Below are 20,388 nucleotides of genomic sequence, written 5' to 3'. Positions count from 1 at the left end.
ACTATTAATCACAGAAATTATGAGTACAATTAACAATGATTCGGGCACAGTAATTTTTGACAACTTTAGTCAAATGTCAACGGCAATGAAGGGGGAAAACACGACTAACGGATGGGACGTAGTTTGTTCCTATGATCTGACAAAGCTTAATGAATTATTATCCGAAAAATACAAACAAGGTAAGCTTGTTGCCGATATTCCAGGAGTAGTAATTTGGGATTGGGTTTTGGATTTTGGTGGGCTTAACATGACTACCTACGATTTTAAGTTGAGTGAACCAGTTTTAAATTTCAACTTAGATGGTCGTGCAACCTTAAACATGCCCATTTCAAAAATAAGTTCTACTAATCAGGGAGTGGTGGTAAGTAAAGTTGGTGCAGTAGATACGCCAGCAAAATATAAGTCAGAAACTTGGTATTCTGTAAGCAATGGAGAATATACAGAGCTGACAGACCAATCTAAAATTGCGATTGGAGATTGTGCCATGTATGAAAATGACTGGTATAAAATCACTAGCATAAAATCACCAGAACCAGGCCCTTCAGTGACTGGAACGCACAGTTTGGTTGGATCTATTCCAATATCTGCTATTTTAGGAGATAATCAAATATATAATAAGGGAACGATTGTTGTTTTTAAAGAAAGCGCCCCAACTTCACAGGCGCACATCGTTTTACACTTTAGCAATAAAGCATCTAATCCGGCAACATTCGCTATTTCGCCAAAGCTGGATAGCAATTTCAATAAAGAGGCTCAATTGTTAAATAGTATTACCAATTTTTTCAGTAATTCAGTTAATGATATAGATTATGCGCTAAACTCTATTGCGCCAACTCCTTCACCAACAGGAGAGACCATGATTACTCCGAAGTCGTTTGTGTTTAACACTGTAACTACTGGTAATAATACTGGCGTACTTAGTACTTATATAGCAACCACTCAAAATAAAGGTGTTGGTCAAACAAACCCTAGCTTTACTGTTGCTGGAAAGCGCTCTTCACCAATTCCGAAAGGAAACACTGCAAGTATGATATTTTCTCAAAGTTTCATTCAAAACATCTTTTTAACTAGCCAATTGCAGAAAAGCTTAACAGATTGTTCCGTTACCTTTACCAATTTAGATTCCGGAATTCAAGCTAACATTCATGCTAGTAATATAAACATAGCGATCAACATTCCAAAGACAGAAACAGGAAGTCAATCTTTTCCAGGTTCAGGGAGTTGTTCATCTTACTCTACTTCTTATTTAAAGGTTAATAATGATGTGTTAAGCTCTAATGATTACCCTATTACAATGATCTTAACTGGTGATCAAATATCCTTAGAGTGGAGCATACAGCAAGCAGGGTTTAATTACGAAACTGGATCGGACATGACAACTATTTGTCCATTTTATAGTCATACCTCAGATATTAATTGGTCGACAGATTCTGGACATAAGGTTACCATTGATATTAAATCTAATCCAAATAGTCCGTCAAAAATAATACTTGATTCTTCAGATAATATTGATATTAATCCAAAATTAAGCTTTGAAGAGAGTACGTATAGTGCAACTGTTTCACCTAAACCCGCTCACAAAGATTGTTGGGATAAATTTTGGACAGGTGATGCTGCTAATGAAATTCACCAGGCACTTCAGGCTGCTCTGGGAAATTTTGCTCCAAAAATATCTTTATCCTTCGCTGGGATTAATTACTTCGCAACAACGAATATTTTATTCCCTGGAGGAAACATATTTGATGTAGATGTTAATTCAGGATTGCAAGTGCCCCGAGATATGGTCTTACTTGGAAATATAGATAAATCAGCTAACTAAAACTTGAATAAACTATGGCATTTCCAGTTTTAAGAAATTATGTATTTAAAGGAGCTCCTTTTGTTAACGGAGCTCTAAATTTGACCATGCGAGGAGCCAATTTAGCACCATTGTCAAATATTAATTATAATCAGGTTCAAGATTGTTTTTCTGCAAGTCATATTCAGCAAAAAGATATGGCCAGCTACTTGGTTTCTTCCCTGAAAAATGATCGCTCTTCCTACTTGAAAGGAATAGGAGATTATACCAAACTTGTAGGTTTACAAGCTATTAAGCAGCAGATGCAAGAATTCGGTTTAGATTCTTCCGGTTGGCCTAGTGCGGCAAAAAGGCGCGTTTTTACTAATAATTTTTCTACTCCTGAAGCTCATGCGGTAGTTGTGGTAAGTTTAGAACCATGCCCAGATCCTATTGCAGCAGTTAAAGATTACAATTTGCAACGTATGGCCATGGGAAGTTTTCCTGGTGGTGGCGCCACTATTAGCGATTCCATTTTTGCAGAAATGGTAGCAGGTGGAAGGGCAATTGATGGAACACCAGTAAATGCAATACAAGAAAATTGGTTGGAGATTAGAAAGATCAATCGAGAAGCATTTAAACAAGGAAGTAGGGTAGTTGGTACCCATCTATTAGGAGATAACTCTGTGATTCATTCCTTGAATCAGGATGTTTATACTCATGATGGGGGCACCATCCAATCAACATTAAATATGACATCCATGCTTCATTCACAGCATGGTATTGTTCCCTGGTCGTTTTATGCTCATCCTTCCTTTGAAGGTGTGATATGTACTTCCTTGCATTTTGGAGCAAATCCTATCATTGGCGGTGATGTTGTAAATGCTGCCATCTCACCCGCTCTTTTCAAAAATGTGTTTAGAAGGACAGTCTTATTGAATAATAATCTTGAGAAGCTTAAAGACCTAGTTGGAGAAGATGCAGTAGCAGAATTACTGTTAAATCCTGAAGTTGTAAAAAACTTTAGAGAGATACTTGCACATGAAGACTTCGCTTTGATCAGAGATGCAGCCATCCTAAGTGGATTAGATTCCACTGGTGGAGCGCTATTAAATGAAATGCATTTATTTACCTATACTAGGGTCAGTGAGGTAAACATCAAGGAATTAATGGAAACCAGTAATTGTGATGAATTTAATGCAGTAGGTGAAGAAGGTGAAAAACGTGCAATTGCTTCGGGAAATTTAGGTGAAACAGGCTTTATTAGATCGGAACCTACTGATCTGGTTCCCGATCGGAGTAGCCTTCAAAGTGGTTTAATTCTAGATACTTCCGTTGTTTCTTCAAATTGGAAGGAATACCCAATTCCTCCAGAGCTGGAATCAATGTTAAAAGATAACAAGGCAGAACTTGATAAATTGAATGAAAAGATCGACTGGAAAGCTATTCAAGATGCTGCTAGTGAAGTGATAAAGGAAAGCGCTTTAGTTGAGGTTCAAGCTTTTGAAACACGCCTCGTAATGGGTAGTGCTACAGATGTAATTGCCACAGCTCTTCTGAATGATTCCCTTAAATCTAAGGTTGCTTCAACTATGGCCAATACAATAGAACAACAGCTTGTGGCAGATCCGGATTTTCAAAAATTGGTACAAAAGTTAAATCCGGATATAACAGAGGGATTGAAAACTACGAAGCAATTAATTTCTATCGATAAAATTGCTTCTCGTTTTCAAGATTCGGCAATGGACTCTTTCTTAAATCAAAAACTAATTGCAGAGGTTTCCTCACATAAAGTAGCGCTCCTTCAAAATCATGAAAGTGAAGTTCAAGCGGCTATTACAGAGACTGAAACTAGCATTAGTCAAACTAGTAAGGAAAAAGCCGATTCTCAGGAAGAATTAACCAAAATTCAAAATGAGCTCAAAAAAGATCCGCCAAATAAAGATGTTCTAACTCAGCAAGAAGCACAATTGAAACAACAGTTGGATGATTTAGCAAAAGAGGAAGAGGCACTTAAGGAACAAAAGGAAACAGCTGAAAGCACAACAGAAGAAAGCGAAAAAAGCAAATCAGCTGAAGCTGAAGAATCTGCTGAACGTTACGGACAAGAGGCTTTTGCAAATGAGCGATAAGAACAGGTTTATCTGATTTAAATCCAGATAAATTGAATTAACAGAGGTACTAAATAGAATATTCAATTACATCGTCCTTTAATTAAAGTACATGTTTTTTTGAATATTCTATTTTTTTATTTGAAAACATCTTTCCATTGAATCCATGAGAAAACTATAATAAAAGACAATAGGAAAAAAGCCCTTGTGCTAATTATTATTGTATAACACAAAGCCAGCCGTTAATCTATCGGTGAATAATTAAACGTCCCACTATTATATATAATTTCTTAGAAAGATTTTAATGGCTTTCAAATTGCTGCTTTAAGATATCGGATGCAAAAACATTCTAGCTAATTGTAGCCTTGCAAAGCAAGAAGAGGATTCTGATTTAAGTAGGTAAGAGTATACTGGTACAAAATCACAGATTAAATGTAGTCCAGAGAAATCTTCTTCTGAAGGACTAAAATCAGCAGTGTAGAATCGGCTTTTATTAAATTTGTTTGCACTTAAAGTGTTATCTTATTAATTGCTTCGGAGGGTTGGGAGATTCAAGTTTCTAGCTTATGAAACTTTTAATTAAAATTTAAATCAAGTGCAAAGAAATAAATTTGTAAAAGATAAAGCCCCGAAAATTCCACTGAAATTTTCGGAGCTCTAATATATAAAGGGTAAGAAATTATATTTCGCTAATTTCGAATCTTCTAAAAGAACTGCTTTAAGAAAATCGCTGGCTTTTCTCCTTTAATGACAGTATAGCCAGTTTGAGAAAATATATCCCCTTTTTTGGTCTTAGCTGAAATTATAATATTCTTAGATCCTACTAAAATTGAATCTAACCAGTAACCATCATTAACCTGTACACCCATTTCGTGTGGCGTGCCAAATCTTGTGGCAATAATATTTCCTGTCCCATTAGTGATCAATGTACGTTGACCAATACCTGGGGAAGGAAAAACTTGTGAAACAGTAATATCAGTTAATTCGCCAAGTGTTATAAAACCTGACTCATCTGCTAAATTTACACCAATATCATTTGTGTCTGAAGGCACCATACTAATAGTTCTACCAAAGTCGGGCTTCGATGAATTATTTAGGCAATACATCCAAGGAGTAGTACCTTTATGTCCTGACTCTGTCTCAAATGTTGCATAGTACTTAGCATGAACATTTAACGGGTTTGTGACTTTGCCCTCATTTTCTAGCGCTAAATTGTAAAAGGAATTGAGCCCTAAAGTGCCAATGGAATAAGTACCAGTCGCATTTGTTAATATTACGGCTGACAACGGTTCCAATGGATTGAAATACATATAGACAGTAACGTTTTTAACTTTAATTGGAATTGATTGCATAACTTTAAAGTTTAGTTGATTTCTTTGATGTTGTTAATAATAGCAGAGCCTTCTAATGGCTTATAAATACTGACAATCGCTGCTCCAATTACGGGTTGTCTTGTTGCAGATTCGGTATTACAGAAGAAATGGTAATTAGTACCCGATACAACTTGATGAGACACTGCTACTGGTGCATATCTAACACCTACAAGCCCTTTCATGGCTTCATCAAAAGCTGATTTACTTGCTTTACTTATTTCACTTGAATATGGTGAAAATGCGCCTAGTTTATTTGTTTGTTCTGACATGTTTTTATTATTAATTTTCCTACTCTATTTAATATGGGCTTTTCGGATTACGCCTTTATACTTCGATGGTATTAATACTAGCTAGCGGTCTAATCGAAGTTTTTTTACGATTACATTATAAATGTCTGATAATGAGTGGATATTTTTTAGCGTAGAAATACTGGTTTTGCTGAAATAGGTAGAATTACCTACCATATGATTTGGGATTTTATTGATATAGAGGTAGAGGTCCAGTTTCAGGAATTAATTCTATAAACTATGAATTTATAAACCGATTAAATCTATGAGCCGCAAAGTTGTTTTAGGACGATACAGTGGCTTAAAACTGTTTTTCACGCGCTGCCTGTATTCAAATGAACCTCATCAGTAGATTTAAATGTTCTGATTGAGAACAATCTTATTAAGTATTTCCGACAAAGGTTTTTCGAAATTCTGCCAAAGCATTCTGATTTCCAATAACCGTTATGAAATCTCCTAATAATAATTTTGTATCACCATGCGGAATAAAAACTTCCCCATCACGCTTTTGAATCACTAATGAGCCAGTAGGAGGGAGTGCTAATTCTTTTACTTTCCTTTTATGAATTTCCTTTCTTTTAATCTGTATTTCCTCCAATCTATAATTTTCAAAGCTCTCGGATAAAGAGGAAATGGAATCAGGGCTTACAATCAAAGATTCCACATGGCTGGCCAATACTTCATCGTGATCAATAAATTTAATTTTCGAATTGGGTCCTATTAATTTGCGGTTAGCAGATTGCTTTCGTGCAATAATCTTACTGTGGTGAAGTTTCTCTTTTATGAAGGTCGTTAACTCTTGGTTTAACAACTTAGATTCAGTTAATACAATCACTAAATCTCCTGTTTTGATATTTAAACCCGAAATTACTTCTTCAGAAACTTGCTCTACATAATTGAAATTAAGATGCTTTCTTTCATATTCTGGGATTAAATCCTTTTTCTGTACTATACTTAAAGCAGAAATCCCATGCATTTTGAGTCGCTCGGCTAAAATGATACTGGCTCTAAGTCCTCCCAATATGTAAATTTCATAGTGTTCTTCAACTTCTGATTTATTTAAAATTTTGTAGAGCAGCGGAGAAATTAGACTAATCAAAATCGAAGAAATGACAATTCCTGCGTTTTCTGCTGAATTAATCACCCCAAGATTTAAACCAATTTGAGCAGCCGCAATAGTAAGGCCCATTCTTGCACAAAGTAAAACCCCACCCGCTAGCGCTTTTTTCAGACCAAATACTTTCCACATAATAAGGGCAGGAAGAATTTGGGTAATGGAAAAACCTAAAAGCAGGGTGATGATAAAGGGAATAGATTCTCCAAACTGACTTAATGAGGATAAATCGAGGTTTACTCCCACCATGATGAAAAAGATGGGAATGAAAAAGCCATAACTCATGCCGTCTAATTTGAACAGTAAAGAAGAGCGTTTTTTCTCCACAAAAAGACTCAGTAAGGCTCCCGCAAAAAAGGCACCCATAACGAGTTCGGTATTGATGAGATGGGCAATTAATACAAAGAACATGAGCAGGGCTACTGTTCCCCGTATCCGAATTTGGCTTGCAGCATGCTCCAATTTGTAGAGTATAATCTGAAACCTTCTCTTTCTGCTAATTTGCTTTCCTATGATATAAACTAGGGTAAAAGCAAAAAATATGAGGATGAATAATAAAAGCTCTACTTCAAATCCGTTTTCTAATACTCCTGAATAAACTGATATAATGATGATACTCATCACCGTGGCAATGGCTCCTTCCATCAGCATGACCTGTCCAAACTTTCTGCTTAATTCTCCATCTGCTTTTAAGATGGGAACCGTTATACTTAAAGCGACAGTGGGTAATAATAAAGCAAAAAAGAAAATATCTATTTCCATAAATAGGCTAATGAACCAGGCAAAGGGAAGAGACAAAATCAAGGAGCCAAAATAAATGAATACGGCAAGTAAAAATGAATTTTTGAGTAAATTAGAAAGCGTTACTTTACCTTTTGGAAAAGAAGAGATGATCTTCTGCATATCAATTTCTAAACCAGAAAGAAAAATCAAGAATAAGAAACCAGTATCAGCTAAAAAGCTTACTATAGGGGTATCAGAGATTATATTGAGAACAAAAGGGCCACAAGCTACTCCTACAATGATTTCTACAATAACAGAAGGGACTTTTGAGACCTCAAACCAAGAAAGCAGCATGGGAACCACCCAGGCAATCATAAAAACAATAAAGAGTGGCCAATAGTCTAAGTTTTCCATAAATATAGTATAAAGCAAAGCTTTGGTTGTGAAAAATAATGGAATAAATACTTCCCTCAAAGTTCAAATATAAGAGAACTTATAATTGCTTATGCTTCTAAATTATTTGAACTGTTTTTAACTACCTTATGAAATCCTTCTTTCCCTTTTTCTGTCAAAGTGGGTCGCACTAAATTAAAGAAAAGCTGCATATAATAATCGACCTTATCTTCCTCTTTGCCGCTGTAAAAAGTCTCAGCATCCGATATCCATGAATTGCTGATCATCAATAATGAATGAATCAACATGTTTTTCTGTCTGCTGTCTTTAAAAGGTTTCATGTAGCCATTAGCTATCAGGAAATCAGAGATCATATCTAATATTTTCCAGCGCTGTTCAAATTGTTGCTGAGCATGTTTTTTAATATGATCGAAATGACGCATTACTTTGGTAATACCCAAATAAATGAATTTATACTTATAGATTTCTTCGAAAAGTACTTTCAGCCTGCTCAACATAAATTCAAGATTGATCACCTCTTCCTTAATGTTTTTAAATTGAGCATCAATTCTTTCCTGCATGTTTAAATAAAGCTGAAGAATGATGTCATCCTTCTTAGGGAAATGATAGCATAAATTCCCATAGCTGATTCCCATTTCTTCCGCTATAGTTTTACTGGATATAGCGGATATGCCATGCTCGTTAAATAATTCTAAAGCTTTATCTAGGATTTTATCTTTGGTTTTCATGCTGATTTATTCAAGGCAAATCTATAAAAATAGAACTAATAAAAATAATTAGGCAATCATGCCTAATTGATGGTTTTATTCTCTATATTTGTTAGGCAATAATGCCTAATTAATTAATAAATGCAAGAAAAAATAACAGATAGATATCTTAAGCCTGGTTATTTTACAAATTCAGACCATCCAGATGTTCAGGATTTTGTAATTGAAAAAACGAAAGGGCATGAACATTTAGAATATAAATTAAATGCGCTTTATTATGCAGTTCGCGATGGATTCAAATATGATCCATACACTTTAGATTTTTCAAAAGAAGCAATGCGTGCCAGCCATTTGGTAAATAGAGATTATGGATACTGTGTAGAGAAAAGCTGTTTGTTTGTTGCGGGTGCCCGCATTTTGGGTGTGCCTGCTCGTTTGGGTTTTGCTAATGTTAGAAATCATATAGGAACGGCTAAGCTGGAAGAAATTTTGCAAACCAATACATTGGTTTTTCATGGTTATGCCGAAATATTCTGGAACGATCGCTGGCTTAAATTGACTCCTGTTTTTAATGAATCCCTATGTCATATGCTGAATGTTGAGCCTTTAGCTTTTCAGTTAGATGATGATTCAATCTTCCAGGAATATGATAAGAACGGTGGCAAATTCATGGAATATACACATCAATACGGCCACTTTGAAGATATTCCTTATGAATTATTCATGAGTGAATTAGCGGCTCATTACCCACACCTTGCTGAGAATTTTCAAGATGGAAAACTTATAAAACTTAAATAGAACTATGGAAACTCAAGAAAAATTTCAACCAACTATCACGGGTGGTTCTTTTTTAATCAATCAATCCCCGAAAAGAATATTTGTGAATAGTGATTTTACGGAGGAACAAAATATGATGATTGCCTCTGCTAAAGATTTTGTAGAGCAAGAAGCAATGCCCTTGGCTGACGAACTGGAGAAAAAGAAGGACTTAAGCCAGACGATCAATTTATTAGAAAAAGCAGGTGAACTTGGTCTGCTAAGTTTGGGTGTTCCTGAAAACTATGGCGGTATTGAGGTGAGCTTTAATACTACTTTGAAAGTAATAGAAGAGGTAGCAAAATGCACAGAGTTTTCCCCAGCATTCGGTGTACAAACCAGTATCGGAATTGCTCCCATTCTATTGTATGGAAATGAAGATCAAAAAGCTAAATATATCCCTAATTTAATTTCTGGCAAATGGAAAGGGTGTTACTGTTTAACGGAGCCAGATGCAGGTTCAGATGCAAATTCGGGAAAGACAAAAGCAGTTTATGATTCGAATAAAAAAGCTTATGTGCTGAATGGCCAAAAAATGTGGATTACCAATGCGGGTATCGCTGATATATTTATTGTTTTTGCTAAAGTAGAAGATGATAAAGATCTATCAGCATTTGTAGTTGAAAAATCATTTGAAGGCTTGAGCTTGGGAGATGAGGAAGATAAGATGGGAATCAGAGCATCATCTACCAGACAGGTATTTTTAAATGATGTTGCTGTACCTGAAGCTAATATGCTTGGTAAAAGAGGTGAAGGCTTTAAAATTGCATTGAATGTATTAAGCACAGGTAGAATAAAATTAGGAATTGGTGGAGTAGGGGTTTCAAAAAAGGCAATTTGTCATTCGGTAGAATATGCGAAGCAAAGAAAACAATTTGGAAAGTCTATTAGTGAATTTGGCGCTATTAAGCATAAGATTGCCCAGATGGTTACCAAAACCTATGCATTGGAAGCTGCAGCCTATAGAACTGGCGATTATATAGATCAGAAAGAAGCTGAATTATTATCAACTGGTGTTTCAAAAGAGCAAGCAAAACCTAAATCAGTTTCTGCTTTTGGAATTGAATGTGCTATCATTAAAGTATTCGGAACAGAAGTTCAAGATTTTGTAGTAGATGAAGGCCTACAGGTATATGGCGGAATGGGGTTTTCTGAAGAAGCCCCAATGGCTCGATTATACAGAGATGCCAGGATCAGTAGGATATTTGAGGGAACGAATGAAATAAACAGAATGCTCATAGTGGATATGCTGTTGAAGAAGGCAATGAAAGGCGAGCTAGATCTTATGAGTGCTGCACAAGAAGTTCAGTCTGAATTAACTTCCGTACCTAGCTTAACCCCAGATAATGAAACGGATGAATGGGCAAAAGCATTTTCTACAATCCAAAATTTGAAGAAAGCTATTTTAGCAATTGCGGGTAGTGCTGCTCAGAAATTGATGGTGAAATTGAAAGATGAGCAAGAAATACTGATGAATATAGCTGATATGGTCATTCAATTATATGTTGTGGAATCTTGTTGGTTGAGAAGTCAGAATAAAAAGGACTTATTAGGAGAAGAAGCAGCGCAGATTGAATTAGAGATTTCAAAATTACAATTATACGATGCCATAGAGGAAATTAAATCTGCGGGACAAAAAGCTATTTTGTCTTTTGCGGAGGGTGATGATGCTAAGATGTTGCTTATGGCACTCAAAAGGTTTACCAAATTTAATACTTTCAACCTTAAAGAGTCAGGTAGAATGATAGCTGATAAAGTCATTGAAGAAGGTGAGTTTTGTTTCTAGTTGTGATGAAATGCAGAACTGGTGAAAGCCAGTTCTGCTATTTTATCAGTTATTTTTAAACCATTTTATAAAATTTCTCTTTTATATTAAGCTATAAATCAAACAGGATTAAATTCTTTGATTAAAGATTTTTTAATTTTAATCCATTAATAAGTATGCAGAAAGAAGAAATTATTAATCATTTCCAATCGAAAGTCCCTATAACCACTGATGACATTAACTGCTTTTTTGATCTAGTCGAATTTAAATCTGTTAAAAAGAATGAGCATATAGTAAGGCAAGGAGATTCATCTCTGTATTTTATTTTAATAAAGTCAGGTTGCCTCATGACATATTTTAAAGATAAACATGATCATAAGCATGCCATACAATTTGGTCAAGACATGTGGTGGACAGGTGATTTAGACGCTATTTTTAATAGCCATGAATCCAGTTATTCTGTAAAAGCGATTATGCCTTCTGAGGTGTATTTATTGAGTAAAGAAAATTTTGAGCAATTAATTCAAAAGTGCCCTGTTTTTGAAAAGTATTTTCGAATTCTATATCAAAATGCCTTGATAAGCCATCAAAAAAGAATTATTAGAAATATTTCCTATACCGCTGAAGAAAAGTATCTGGAGTTTGTGAAAATTCATCCTCGTTTAGAATTGATAGTTCCTCAAAAATACATTGCGTCCTATATGGGCATCACACCTGAGTTTTTAAGTAAGTTGAAACGCAAATTGGCTCAATCTTAAACTAAATTAAGATTTAAGTTCATATAGTAAACATTTGTTTGAAATACAGAACAACCTCTAACTTCTATGGTTAATTTCACCTAAACAAATTAAAATTTTACTACTATGAATCCGAACGAATATATCACGGGACTACACCACTTAACTGTAAGTGTTGGTAGCGCTCAAGAAGACATTGATTTCGTAACTCAGGTAATGGGGATGCGAATGATTAAGCAAACAGTATTATTTGATGGCTCAGCAAGTGTTTATCATTTATATTATGCAAATGCTGATGCTGAAGTAGGATCTGTTTGGACTACTTTTCCATTTAAAAAAGCAGGTGTTTACGGTAAAAAAGGTTCTGGTCAAATTGAAGTTTCTGGTTTTTCAGTTCACCCTGATTCCCTTCCTTTTTGGAAACAGCATTTAGATAAGCACAATGTAAAAAACTCTGGAATCTTAGAACGCTTTGGTCAAAAAATGATTCATTTTGAAGATCCATCTGGAGTGGGTATTGGTGTTTTCGGAGATGCCAACGACAACCGTAATGCGTGGTCAACAGATGAGATTTCTAAAGAGAATGGTATTAAAGGTATCCACAGTGCAGTACTATCTGTTAGAGAGGTAGAAATGATGGATAAATATTTAACAGAAACCTTAGGCTTTAATAAAGTAGGGCAGGAAGGTGATTATCACCGTTATCATATCAAAGACGGTGGAGCAAGAAGAGTTATTGAATTACACCATCAGCCAGATTTACCACAAGGAAGCTGGACATTCGGTGTTGGAATTCCTCACCACATTGCTTTTGCTACTGCAAACGATGAGCAAAGTGCTGAATTAAAAGCATATATTGAAGGTACTGGTTATACGGATGTGACTGAAATTAAGGATAGAAATTATTTCCATTCTATCTATACTAGAACTCCAGGTGGTCAACTATTTGAATTTGCTACTTCCGATATAGGATTTGCAGTGGATGAGCCAGAAGATTTATTAGGCCATGAGTTACTTTTACCACCATTCTTCGAAGATAGAAGAGAAGAATTGATTAAACCATTGGAGCCAATTCAAGTACCTGATTACTTAAGAGATAAATAATGAATTTTCATTTAGAAGAATCTCCAGTAAAATTAAATATCCCGAAGCAAGACGCTTCGGGATATGCTATTTTATGCCTTCATGGAAGAAATCAAACACCGGCTTTCATGCAGGATATTTTAAAGAAAATGGGTTGGGAAAATATACCTGTAATCTTACCCACAGCATCTGAAAAAGCCTGGTATCCTAAAGGCTTTATGGCCGATTTAAATGAAAATCTACCAGATCTTGATTATTCCTTAGAGACGGTTGAACATTACCATAAAGAATTAAATGATTTAGGATATTCAGATGAAAACATCATATTGATGGGCTTTTCTCAAGGAGCTTGTTTGATGGCTCAATATGCACTTTTACATCCTAATCGATATAAATCGATCATTATTTTTACAGGAGGTTATATAGGACAGGATGAAATAGATTGGAAATTCAAAGGAGATTTTGAAGAAACTCCGGTATATATTACTACTTCAGAAATAGATGAATGGGTACCTGTTTCAAGAACTAAAGAAACAGCAAATGAATTCAATAGACTAAATGCTAAGGTTGAATTGAAAATATTTGAAAAAAGACCTCATGAAGTTTCAGAAGAAGAAATTAAAGCTACTGCTAATTATTTATAAGCAGTAGCTTTTTTTTATAAGCTATTTTTAAAAGGAGCTCCAGTACTCTTCTCTATACTTTCTACAGTTTCACCCGGCATTAATTCAATTAATTCAAATCCTTCATTTCCTATTCTAAAGACAGCCTTATCTGTAATAACAATATCCACTGCTTGCATAGCCGTTACTGGTAAATTACATTCTTTAACAAGCTTAGGACTTCCATCTTTATTAAGATGACTCATGGTAATGATTAATTTTTTAGCTCCAGATGCTAAATCCATGGCACCACCAACTCCTAGTAAAGGTTTGCCTGGAACAGCCCAGTTTGCTAAGTTTCCTTTTTCATCCACTTCTAATCCTCCCATTATTGCCACATCAACATGTTTTCCTCTAATCATCCCAAAAGAAGTGGAGGTGTCAAAATAACTAGCACCTTTAATAGCAGTAACCGGAATTTTTCCGGCATTTACAGGATTGACCATTGCTCCTGAACCATCAGAAGGCTCTGGACCTACACCCAACATTCCATTTTCGGTATGTAGCACAATTTCATCTTCAGCTTTAATAAGATCAGCCACAAGCGTAGGAATTCCGATTCCCAAATTCACTATATCTCCTTTGCTGATCTCTTTTAATGCTCTTCGCGCAATATTCATTCTGGTTTCACCTGCTTTTTTGCTTCCAACAGATGCAGAGGATCCTAAGTTTTCCTCTTTTAGCTTTGATTCAACCAAAAAGTCCACAAAGCAAGCCTGAGTATGAATATGATTAGGGTCTAGTTCTCCTACTTCTACAATTTCTTCTACTTCTGCAATTACCAAATCTGCAGCTGTTGCCATGGCAGGATTAAAATTCTGTTCTGTCATTCTATAGGTCAGATTCCCGGCTTTATCAGCTTTCCAGGCACGAATAAAAGCAACATTTCCTCTAATAGAATTCACAAATACTTGTTCCACTCCATTCAGGACTTTTGTTTCAAGCTCCTTTGCCAAAACAGTTCCAGCTGCGGTAGGAGTGAAAAATCCTCCGATACCCATTCCACCGGCCCTGATAGCTTCTCCTAATGTTCCCTGTGGCAACAATGCATAATCAACCTTACCATCTTGAGCCCATTTTACAGCATTGGGGTTACTTGTAAAATAAGAACCAATCATTTTTTTGAGCTGACCATTGGTAAGCAATCTATCTCCCCCTAAACCTGGTTCTCCTACATTATTACCAATATAGGTTAACTGCTTGGTATCCGTTTCTGCCAGAGCATGCAGTAAATTCACCGGTGCTCCTGTCATACCAAATCCACCACATAAAATGGTGTCATTTGATTTTACTTTTTTTGCTGCTTCTTGAGCAGTAATAATTGGAACATTTTTCATCTTATTTCCCTAAAATTTTTTCAAATGCATTTTTTAAATCACTTTCTGCATTTTGACTTACTTCCTTTGCTCTAAATGCTATGTGATAATCTGGCCTAATTAATAAACAGCCAGAATCTTTAATATCTCTAACTTCTGCCCATGCGCCATACAAATCAGTATAATCTCTGTCTGGGCCAATCTGAACAGTTTTGATATGGATACCAAGAGATTTACTTAGCTCTTTGGCAGCTTCAATCCATTTTTCACCTCCAATACTTGTAAATAATGTGAATTCTCCTTTTCCTGATACATCTAAGGTAGAAACCTTATGCCCGTTCTCACCTAGCCAAACATGGGGTAAATGTGCTCCCGGTCTTGTGGAGGCTTGGTAATACAATTCTTTATCTCTTTTAAATTCTTCTTCAGGGCTACCATCAGCTATGGTAGCATTTGAGTTATATCTTTGATTCATTTCTACGCCATGGCAGTTGAATTCATAGGATTTCAATGCAATAGCCTTTCTTAAATCTTCTCTTTGCTTTTCAGAAGTTGGATTATTATCCTTTAACTTCTCCATATTTGCCCTCATCTGTTCAGGTTTAATATCTTCACCCAAACCTAATGATTGGAATATTGGACCAAACTCTTCAATACTTTTATTCGCTCTATCTACTATTTGCTTTGCTATTGGCCCTCTTTCATCTTGATAACTTTCTAATAGTGATTCATTCGCCTCACCTTTGATTACTTTAGCAAGCTTCCAGCTAAGATTAAAAGCATCTTGTATTGAAGTGTTAGAACCTAAACCGTTTGAAGGTGGGTGTCTGTGGATAGCATCACCCATGCAAAATACTCTTCCTTCAGATATTTTTTTGGCATAACAATGATTTACCGTCCAGGTTGAAGTTTGTGTTATTTCTATAGGAATACTATCATCGCCAACTAGCTTGAAAGCAATTTCTTTTGCTAAATCATCATTTACTTCTGGTGGACCATCGTTGATGTCATACCCCCATACTATTAGCCATTCGTTCCAAGGTCTTACCATTCTAACCAATCCCATTCCAATTCCGCCTACATTAGAACCCGGCTGAAGCACCCAGTATAAAACACTTGGACGATGAGCAACATATTTGCTTAAGTCCATTTTGAAAACAATATTCATGCTTCCACCAACTCCCATTTCACCCTCGTAAGGAAGACCTAAGTTTTCTGCTACTTTACTATTACCTCCATCAGCACCTACTAGATATTTAGCTCTTACTGTAAATTCTTCATCTGCTAGCCTATCTCTGCAAGTGACGGTAACTCCATTATCATCTTGCACATGACTTACATATTCTGTGTCGAATTTGAATTTTGAGCCCGTTCTCGCTGCAGCACCTACTATGATGGGTTCTGCTAAGTTTTGTGGTATATCACATATTTTTGAAGGACTTGCTAAAGTATAATCTGCCATTCTATTTGGATGGTTTCCCCAAGAATATAATCTACCTAATTCTTCGCCAGCCAAACTAGTACAAAACACATTATTCCCCATTAATTCTTGTGGGACGGCTTTTTCAATTACCTCTTCTTCAATTCCAAGGTCTCTGAATACCTCCATTGTCCTTTGATTTGTAATATGGGCTCTAGGGGAATTGGCTAGCCAACCATATTTTGTAACCACCATATTTTTAATCCCATATTTACTTAAAAGAGCTGAAGTGGTAGATCCTGCTGGGCCGCTTCCCACAATAAGTACATCCGTTTCGTATCTAGCTTTTTCCATAGCGTTTTTTCTAAATGTTTATATAAAGAACATAAGTTTAATAATAAAACAAAAGTTTGAAATAATTGTTTATAAAAAAAATAGACGTCAAATGAGAAACTTAACTGAAGAAAACCTTACCGATATCGTATTGCAGAAGATCAATAGCGATGATCCTAGAAGTCAAGAAATCCTAACTAAATTGGTAAAGCACCTACATGCTTTTATCAAAGATTTAGAGCCTACAGAAGAAGAATGGTTTAAAGCAATAGACTTTTTAACTAGAACGGGTCAAAAATGTGATGATAAACGTCAAGAGTTTATTTTGTTATCTGATGTTTTAGGCGTGTCAATGCTAGTAGATGCTATCAATCACAGAACTCAGCAAGACGCCACTGAAACTACAGTAACAGGGCCATTTCATGCACCAGCCATGAATATGGAAATGGGAGATAATATTGCGAGAGGTAAAGAAGTAGAAACAGGTGAACCGGCTTTATTTAGAGGTAAAATTTTAGATCCAGAAGGAAAGCCATTGAAAGGGGCTACAATAGATGTTTGGCAATCTAATGATGATGGTTTTTATGATATTCAAGATAGTTCTCAACCTGAGATGAATTTAAGAGGGATTTTCACTACGGATGAATCAGGAGAATTTTGGTTTAAATCAATTAAGCCTTCTCCATACCCAGTTCCAACTGATGGTCCAGTAGGTGAAGTGCTGAGAGCTTCTGGCAGACATCCAATGCGTCCTGCTCATATTCATTTCTGGATTGAAGCTGAGGGCTATCAAACTTTAATTACTCATATTTTTGTAGAAGGAGACGAATATTTAGATTCTGATGCCGTGTTTGGTGTAAAAGAGTCCTTAATTCTAGATTTTCCTTTAAATGAAAGTAAGGAGGATATGGATAAATACGGTTTTAAATCGTCATTCTACGATGTTGAATATGATTTTAAATTGGTGAAGAAATAAGTTAAGGTCAAAATACTTATTCAAGATGGTATAGCCAGTATTTTACTGCCAATTTAATTCGGTCATTTTCACTTTAAATCTGCACATTTGTAAGATGGAATCTATCAAAAAATCTGATTTTGTTCAGTCTCTGGAAAAGGGATTAAACGTAATTGCTTCATTTGATCCAGAGAATCAAAGCATGACCTTAACTGAAGTCGCTAAAAAAGTAGATTTGACTCGTGCTAATGCACGTAGAATTTTGTTAACCTTACAGTATTTAGGTTATGTTCAATGTGAAGACGGTAAAAAATTTAGTTTAAGTCCAAAAATTCTTACCCTTGGTTATTCTTATTTATCTGGCTTGCCATACCATGAAATTGCAAAGCCTTTTTTGAGGCAATTAGCAGATCAGGTAAATGAATCTTGTTCTATGTCGGTGCTTGATCAGAATGATATAGTATATGTAGCGAGAGTTCAAACGAATAGAATTATGACCTTAGCTTTAGGAATTGGAACCCGCTTACCAGTTTATGCTACCTCAATGGGAAGAGTACTATTGTCAAGGATGGAGGATGAAGATTTAAGGGAATACCTTCACAATCTTAAAATTGAAAAGTTAACTGAGAACACGATTACAGATCCGGATAAGCTTTTTGAAAGAATTAAATTAGTAAGAAATAGAGGTTGGGCAATTGCAGATCAGGAATTAGAAATAGGAGTGCGGTCAATAGCTTGCCCGATTAAAGATAAAAGTGGAAAAACCATTGCCGCATTAAACATAAGTGGGCATGCCAGCAGAGTAAGTAAGGATGAAATGCAGGAGAAATTTTTACCACCTTTAAAGAGTACAGTAGTTCAAATAGAAAACGCAATACATAAATTATAGATTATGAATTTTACGTATACATCATATCCTAATCAAGTTTATTTTGGAAAAGGTAAAACCGATGAATTACCGAATATCTTAAAAGATTACTCCAAAGTAATGGCGATGGGAGAGGAACGTTGGGAACCTCAAATTAAGAAAGTAGCAAAAGAGATTGGTGAAGAAAACCTTTATTATTTTCCAGAGATCATACAGCATGTACCCCAGTCATTAGTGGATAAGGCGATGATTAAGCTAAAGGAAGAAAAACCAGATGTACTATTGGCCTTTGGGGGAGGTTCTGCTGTTGGGCTTGCTAAAGCTTTAGCCTTAGAAACTGATATTCCTATTATTGCAGTACCTACAACCTATTCAGGTTCTGAGCAAACCAATATTTGGGGCATTAGCACAGAGGAGGGCAAAACAACCGGAAAATCTATGAAAGTTATGCCGAAAGTAGTCGTGTATGATCCTGATCTGACATCCAGTTTACCCTTGAGTTTAGCTGTAACTAGTGGTATGAATGCTATGGCTCATTTAATGGAGGCTATTTACGCTCCAAATGGAAATCCTGTAACTCGACATCATGCATTATTAGGAGTTGAATATATTAAAAAGGGATTGGAGATATTAGCAAAAGAAAAGCAATTAACGGAAGAAGCTAATACCGATATTCAATTTGGAGCTTATCTAGCTGGTAAGTGCTTATGTGAAGTGAGCATGTCATTACACCATAAAATGGCTCATGTTTTAGGGGGTAGCTTTAAATTGGAACATTCTTATGTTCATACAGTACTTCAGTCTTTTGTACTTAAATATCAGTGGGATTCCTTATCTGATGAAATTAAAACTGATTTTAGACAAGTATTGGGTCATAATCCAGCCCATAAATTACAAGAATTGTCAGGTAATGCGGGCGGACCAACAGATTTAAAAAGTATTGGGTTTAAAATTGATGATATCGAAAAAGCAGTAGAAACTGTTTTGGCAAAACCTTACGAAAATGTAGCGCCATTAGATAAATCAAAATTAGTTGATATGCTGCATCATGCATATGAAGGAAGTTTAGAGGGTTGATTTGGATAGGCTTCCAAATCAACCACTTTTATTAACTATTTTTTGGGAGCAGTTATTATTTTATAATTCTGTTTACCATTCTTTATCAGAATTTTTTCAGTGTTAAAGCCTACTACTTCCCCTTGCTCATTTGCCGGAAGCATTTCTTGTTTTACTGCAGGAAAGTGATTTGAATTAACTACGAAAAAAATATCAGAGATTTTTAGTGTTTTTGTTTGGTAACCATTGCCTTCAATATACGAAACTTTAGCCTCATTTTTATTTAAATCATCTATTAAAGCTTTCCGACCATCTGACAGGAAAATGGGATCATACTGCTTAACATTGTGCCAATACTTACCTAATGGAATTGAACCAAGTAACTTTGCATCTTCGGTTCTTTTTCTCAGGTAATTTTCCCTAAACTCAGTACTCATGGGATTGTCTTGCGTCTCATTAATAGAAATTATGTCGGCATGCACTGTGAAGAGTTGTTTTTTTACGATGCCAAAGTAAATGCTCGTTTTTTTATCAATAACATAGTTTATATATCGCTCATTAGGAGCTAGGAATCTGCTACTTTCTAAATTCTGTTTTGCTTGATTTATTAAATCATCTTTCTTACTGATGCCAATTCCAAAAATTATTAATGAACTAGCCTGCCCCATTGCAGATTCTTTATATGTAAAATTTGATTCCACGAGGTTAGAGCTGATATTTCCTTGATGTAGGGAATAGCAGCTGCTTGTAATTAGTGCTATAAATAGGCAGAAAATCGGAAGATTGAATTTTTTCATTTTTATTAATTATGGTTGAATGCATTAATTTGTACTCTATCCATTGGATATAAAATCAATAATACTTAAAAAAG

The 20,388-nt window shown here is 35.5% G+C and carries 17 protein-coding genes; 10 read left to right on the top strand and 7 right to left on the bottom strand.

Annotated elements, in window-relative coordinates:
• Window positions 1–19: 19 nt before the first annotated feature.
• Together QYS48_RS00560 and QYS48_RS00555 are read left to right on the top strand one after the other, a co-directional pair.
• Window positions 20–1,819 (top strand): hypothetical protein, encoded by a 1,800-nt coding sequence (locus QYS48_RS00560; protein ID WP_308357080.1) that lies wholly within the window; start codon window positions 20–22, stop codon window positions 1,817–1,819.
• A 14-nt stretch (window positions 1,820–1,833) separates the two neighbouring features.
• Entirely contained in the window at window positions 1,834–3,909 is a 2,076-nt protein-coding gene (locus tag QYS48_RS00555) for a hypothetical protein (protein WP_308357079.1), read from the top strand.
• 683 nt (window positions 3,910–4,592) lie between these two features.
• Here QYS48_RS00555 and QYS48_RS00550 read toward each other — a convergent pair.
• The 4 genes from QYS48_RS00550 to QYS48_RS00535 form a co-directional block, all read right to left on the bottom strand.
• Window positions 4,593–5,240 (bottom strand): hypothetical protein, encoded by a 648-nt coding sequence (locus QYS48_RS00550; RefSeq protein ID WP_302099914.1) that lies wholly within the window; start codon window positions 5,238–5,240, stop codon window positions 4,593–4,595.
• Window positions 5,241–5,251: 11 nt separating this feature from the next.
• Window positions 5,252–5,530, bottom strand: a complete 279-nt coding sequence (locus QYS48_RS00545) for a hypothetical protein (protein WP_308357078.1) — start codon at window positions 5,528–5,530, stop codon at window positions 5,252–5,254.
• 400 nt (window positions 5,531–5,930) lie between these two features.
• Window positions 5,931–7,799 (bottom strand): cation:proton antiporter, encoded by a 1,869-nt coding sequence (locus QYS48_RS00540; RefSeq protein ID WP_308357077.1) that lies wholly within the window; start codon window positions 7,797–7,799, stop codon window positions 5,931–5,933.
• An 89-nt stretch (window positions 7,800–7,888) separates the two neighbouring features.
• A complete protein-coding gene (locus QYS48_RS00535) occupies window positions 7,889–8,527 on the bottom strand; it encodes a TetR/AcrR family transcriptional regulator (protein ID WP_302099917.1) in 639 nt (212 codons plus the stop codon).
• A 120-nt stretch (window positions 8,528–8,647) separates the two neighbouring features.
• Between QYS48_RS00535 and QYS48_RS00530 the strand changes: the two genes are divergently transcribed.
• The 5 genes from QYS48_RS00530 to QYS48_RS00510 all read left to right on the top strand — a co-directional run bounded on the left by QYS48_RS00530 (window position 8,648) and on the right by QYS48_RS00510 (window position 13,551).
• Entirely contained in the window at window positions 8,648–9,304 is a 657-nt protein-coding gene (locus tag QYS48_RS00530) for a transglutaminase-like domain-containing protein (RefSeq protein WP_308357076.1), read from the top strand.
• Between the two features lie 4 nt (window positions 9,305–9,308).
• On the top strand, window positions 9,309–11,108 hold the full coding sequence (locus QYS48_RS00525; protein WP_308357075.1) for an acyl-CoA dehydrogenase family protein: 1,800 nt from the start codon (window positions 9,309–9,311) through the stop codon (window positions 11,106–11,108).
• Between the two features lie 155 nt (window positions 11,109–11,263).
• Window positions 11,264–11,845 (top strand): Crp/Fnr family transcriptional regulator, encoded by a 582-nt coding sequence (locus tag QYS48_RS00520; RefSeq protein ID WP_302099919.1) that lies wholly within the window; start codon window positions 11,264–11,266, stop codon window positions 11,843–11,845.
• A gap of 105 nt (window positions 11,846–11,950) precedes the next feature.
• Window positions 11,951–12,928 (top strand): ring-cleaving dioxygenase, encoded by a 978-nt coding sequence (locus tag QYS48_RS00515; protein ID WP_308357074.1) that lies wholly within the window; start codon window positions 11,951–11,953, stop codon window positions 12,926–12,928.
• Complete coding sequence (locus tag QYS48_RS00510; RefSeq protein WP_308357073.1) at window positions 12,928–13,551, top strand: alpha/beta fold hydrolase; 624 nt, start codon at window positions 12,928–12,930, stop codon at window positions 13,549–13,551. The genes QYS48_RS00515 and QYS48_RS00510 overlap by 1 nt, the downstream gene beginning before the upstream one ends.
• Window positions 13,552–13,565: 14 nt before the next feature.
• Here QYS48_RS00510 and QYS48_RS00505 read toward each other — a convergent pair whose 3' ends face one another.
• Window positions 13,566–14,906 carry a 3-oxoacid CoA-transferase gene (locus QYS48_RS00505; protein WP_302099926.1) on the bottom strand — a complete coding sequence of 447 codons (1,341 nt, stop codon included), beginning with the start codon at window positions 14,904–14,906 and terminating at the stop codon, window positions 13,566–13,568.
• A gap of 1 nt (window position 14,907) precedes the next feature.
• Window positions 14,908–16,659, bottom strand: a complete 1,752-nt coding sequence (locus QYS48_RS00500; protein WP_308357072.1) for an FAD-dependent monooxygenase — start codon at window positions 16,657–16,659, stop codon at window positions 14,908–14,910.
• Window positions 16,660–16,750: 91 nt separating this feature from the next.
• On the opposite strand from QYS48_RS00500, the gene QYS48_RS00495 reads away from it, so the two are divergent.
• From QYS48_RS00495 to QYS48_RS00485, 3 genes are all read left to right on the top strand, one after another.
• Window positions 16,751–17,614, top strand: a complete 864-nt coding sequence (locus tag QYS48_RS00495; protein ID WP_308357071.1) for an intradiol ring-cleavage dioxygenase — start codon at window positions 16,751–16,753, stop codon at window positions 17,612–17,614.
• Window positions 17,615–17,708: 94 nt separating this feature from the next.
• Window positions 17,709–18,482: an IclR family transcriptional regulator gene (locus tag QYS48_RS00490; RefSeq protein ID WP_308357070.1), complete on the top strand. Its 774-nt coding sequence runs from the start codon at window positions 17,709–17,711 to the stop codon at window positions 18,480–18,482.
• A gap of 3 nt (window positions 18,483–18,485) precedes the next feature.
• Window positions 18,486–19,538, top strand: a complete 1,053-nt coding sequence (locus QYS48_RS00485; RefSeq protein ID WP_308357069.1) for a maleylacetate reductase — start codon at window positions 18,486–18,488, stop codon at window positions 19,536–19,538.
• A gap of 35 nt (window positions 19,539–19,573) precedes the next feature.
• Here the strand turns inward: QYS48_RS00485 and QYS48_RS00480 are convergent, their stop codons facing one another.
• Window positions 19,574–20,314 carry a DUF6567 family protein gene (locus QYS48_RS00480; RefSeq protein ID WP_308357068.1) on the bottom strand — a complete coding sequence of 247 codons (741 nt, stop codon included), beginning with the start codon at window positions 20,312–20,314 and terminating at the stop codon, window positions 19,574–19,576.
• Window positions 20,315–20,388: the final 74 nt, after the last annotated feature.

Source organism: Marivirga arenosa, assembly GCF_030503895.2.
GTDB classification, from domain to species: Bacteria; Bacteroidota; Bacteroidia; order Cytophagales; family Cyclobacteriaceae; genus Marivirga; species Marivirga arenosa.
The sequence above is the reverse complement of the archived record's forward strand: the minus strand, read 5'-3'. Positions and strand labels throughout refer to the sequence as shown.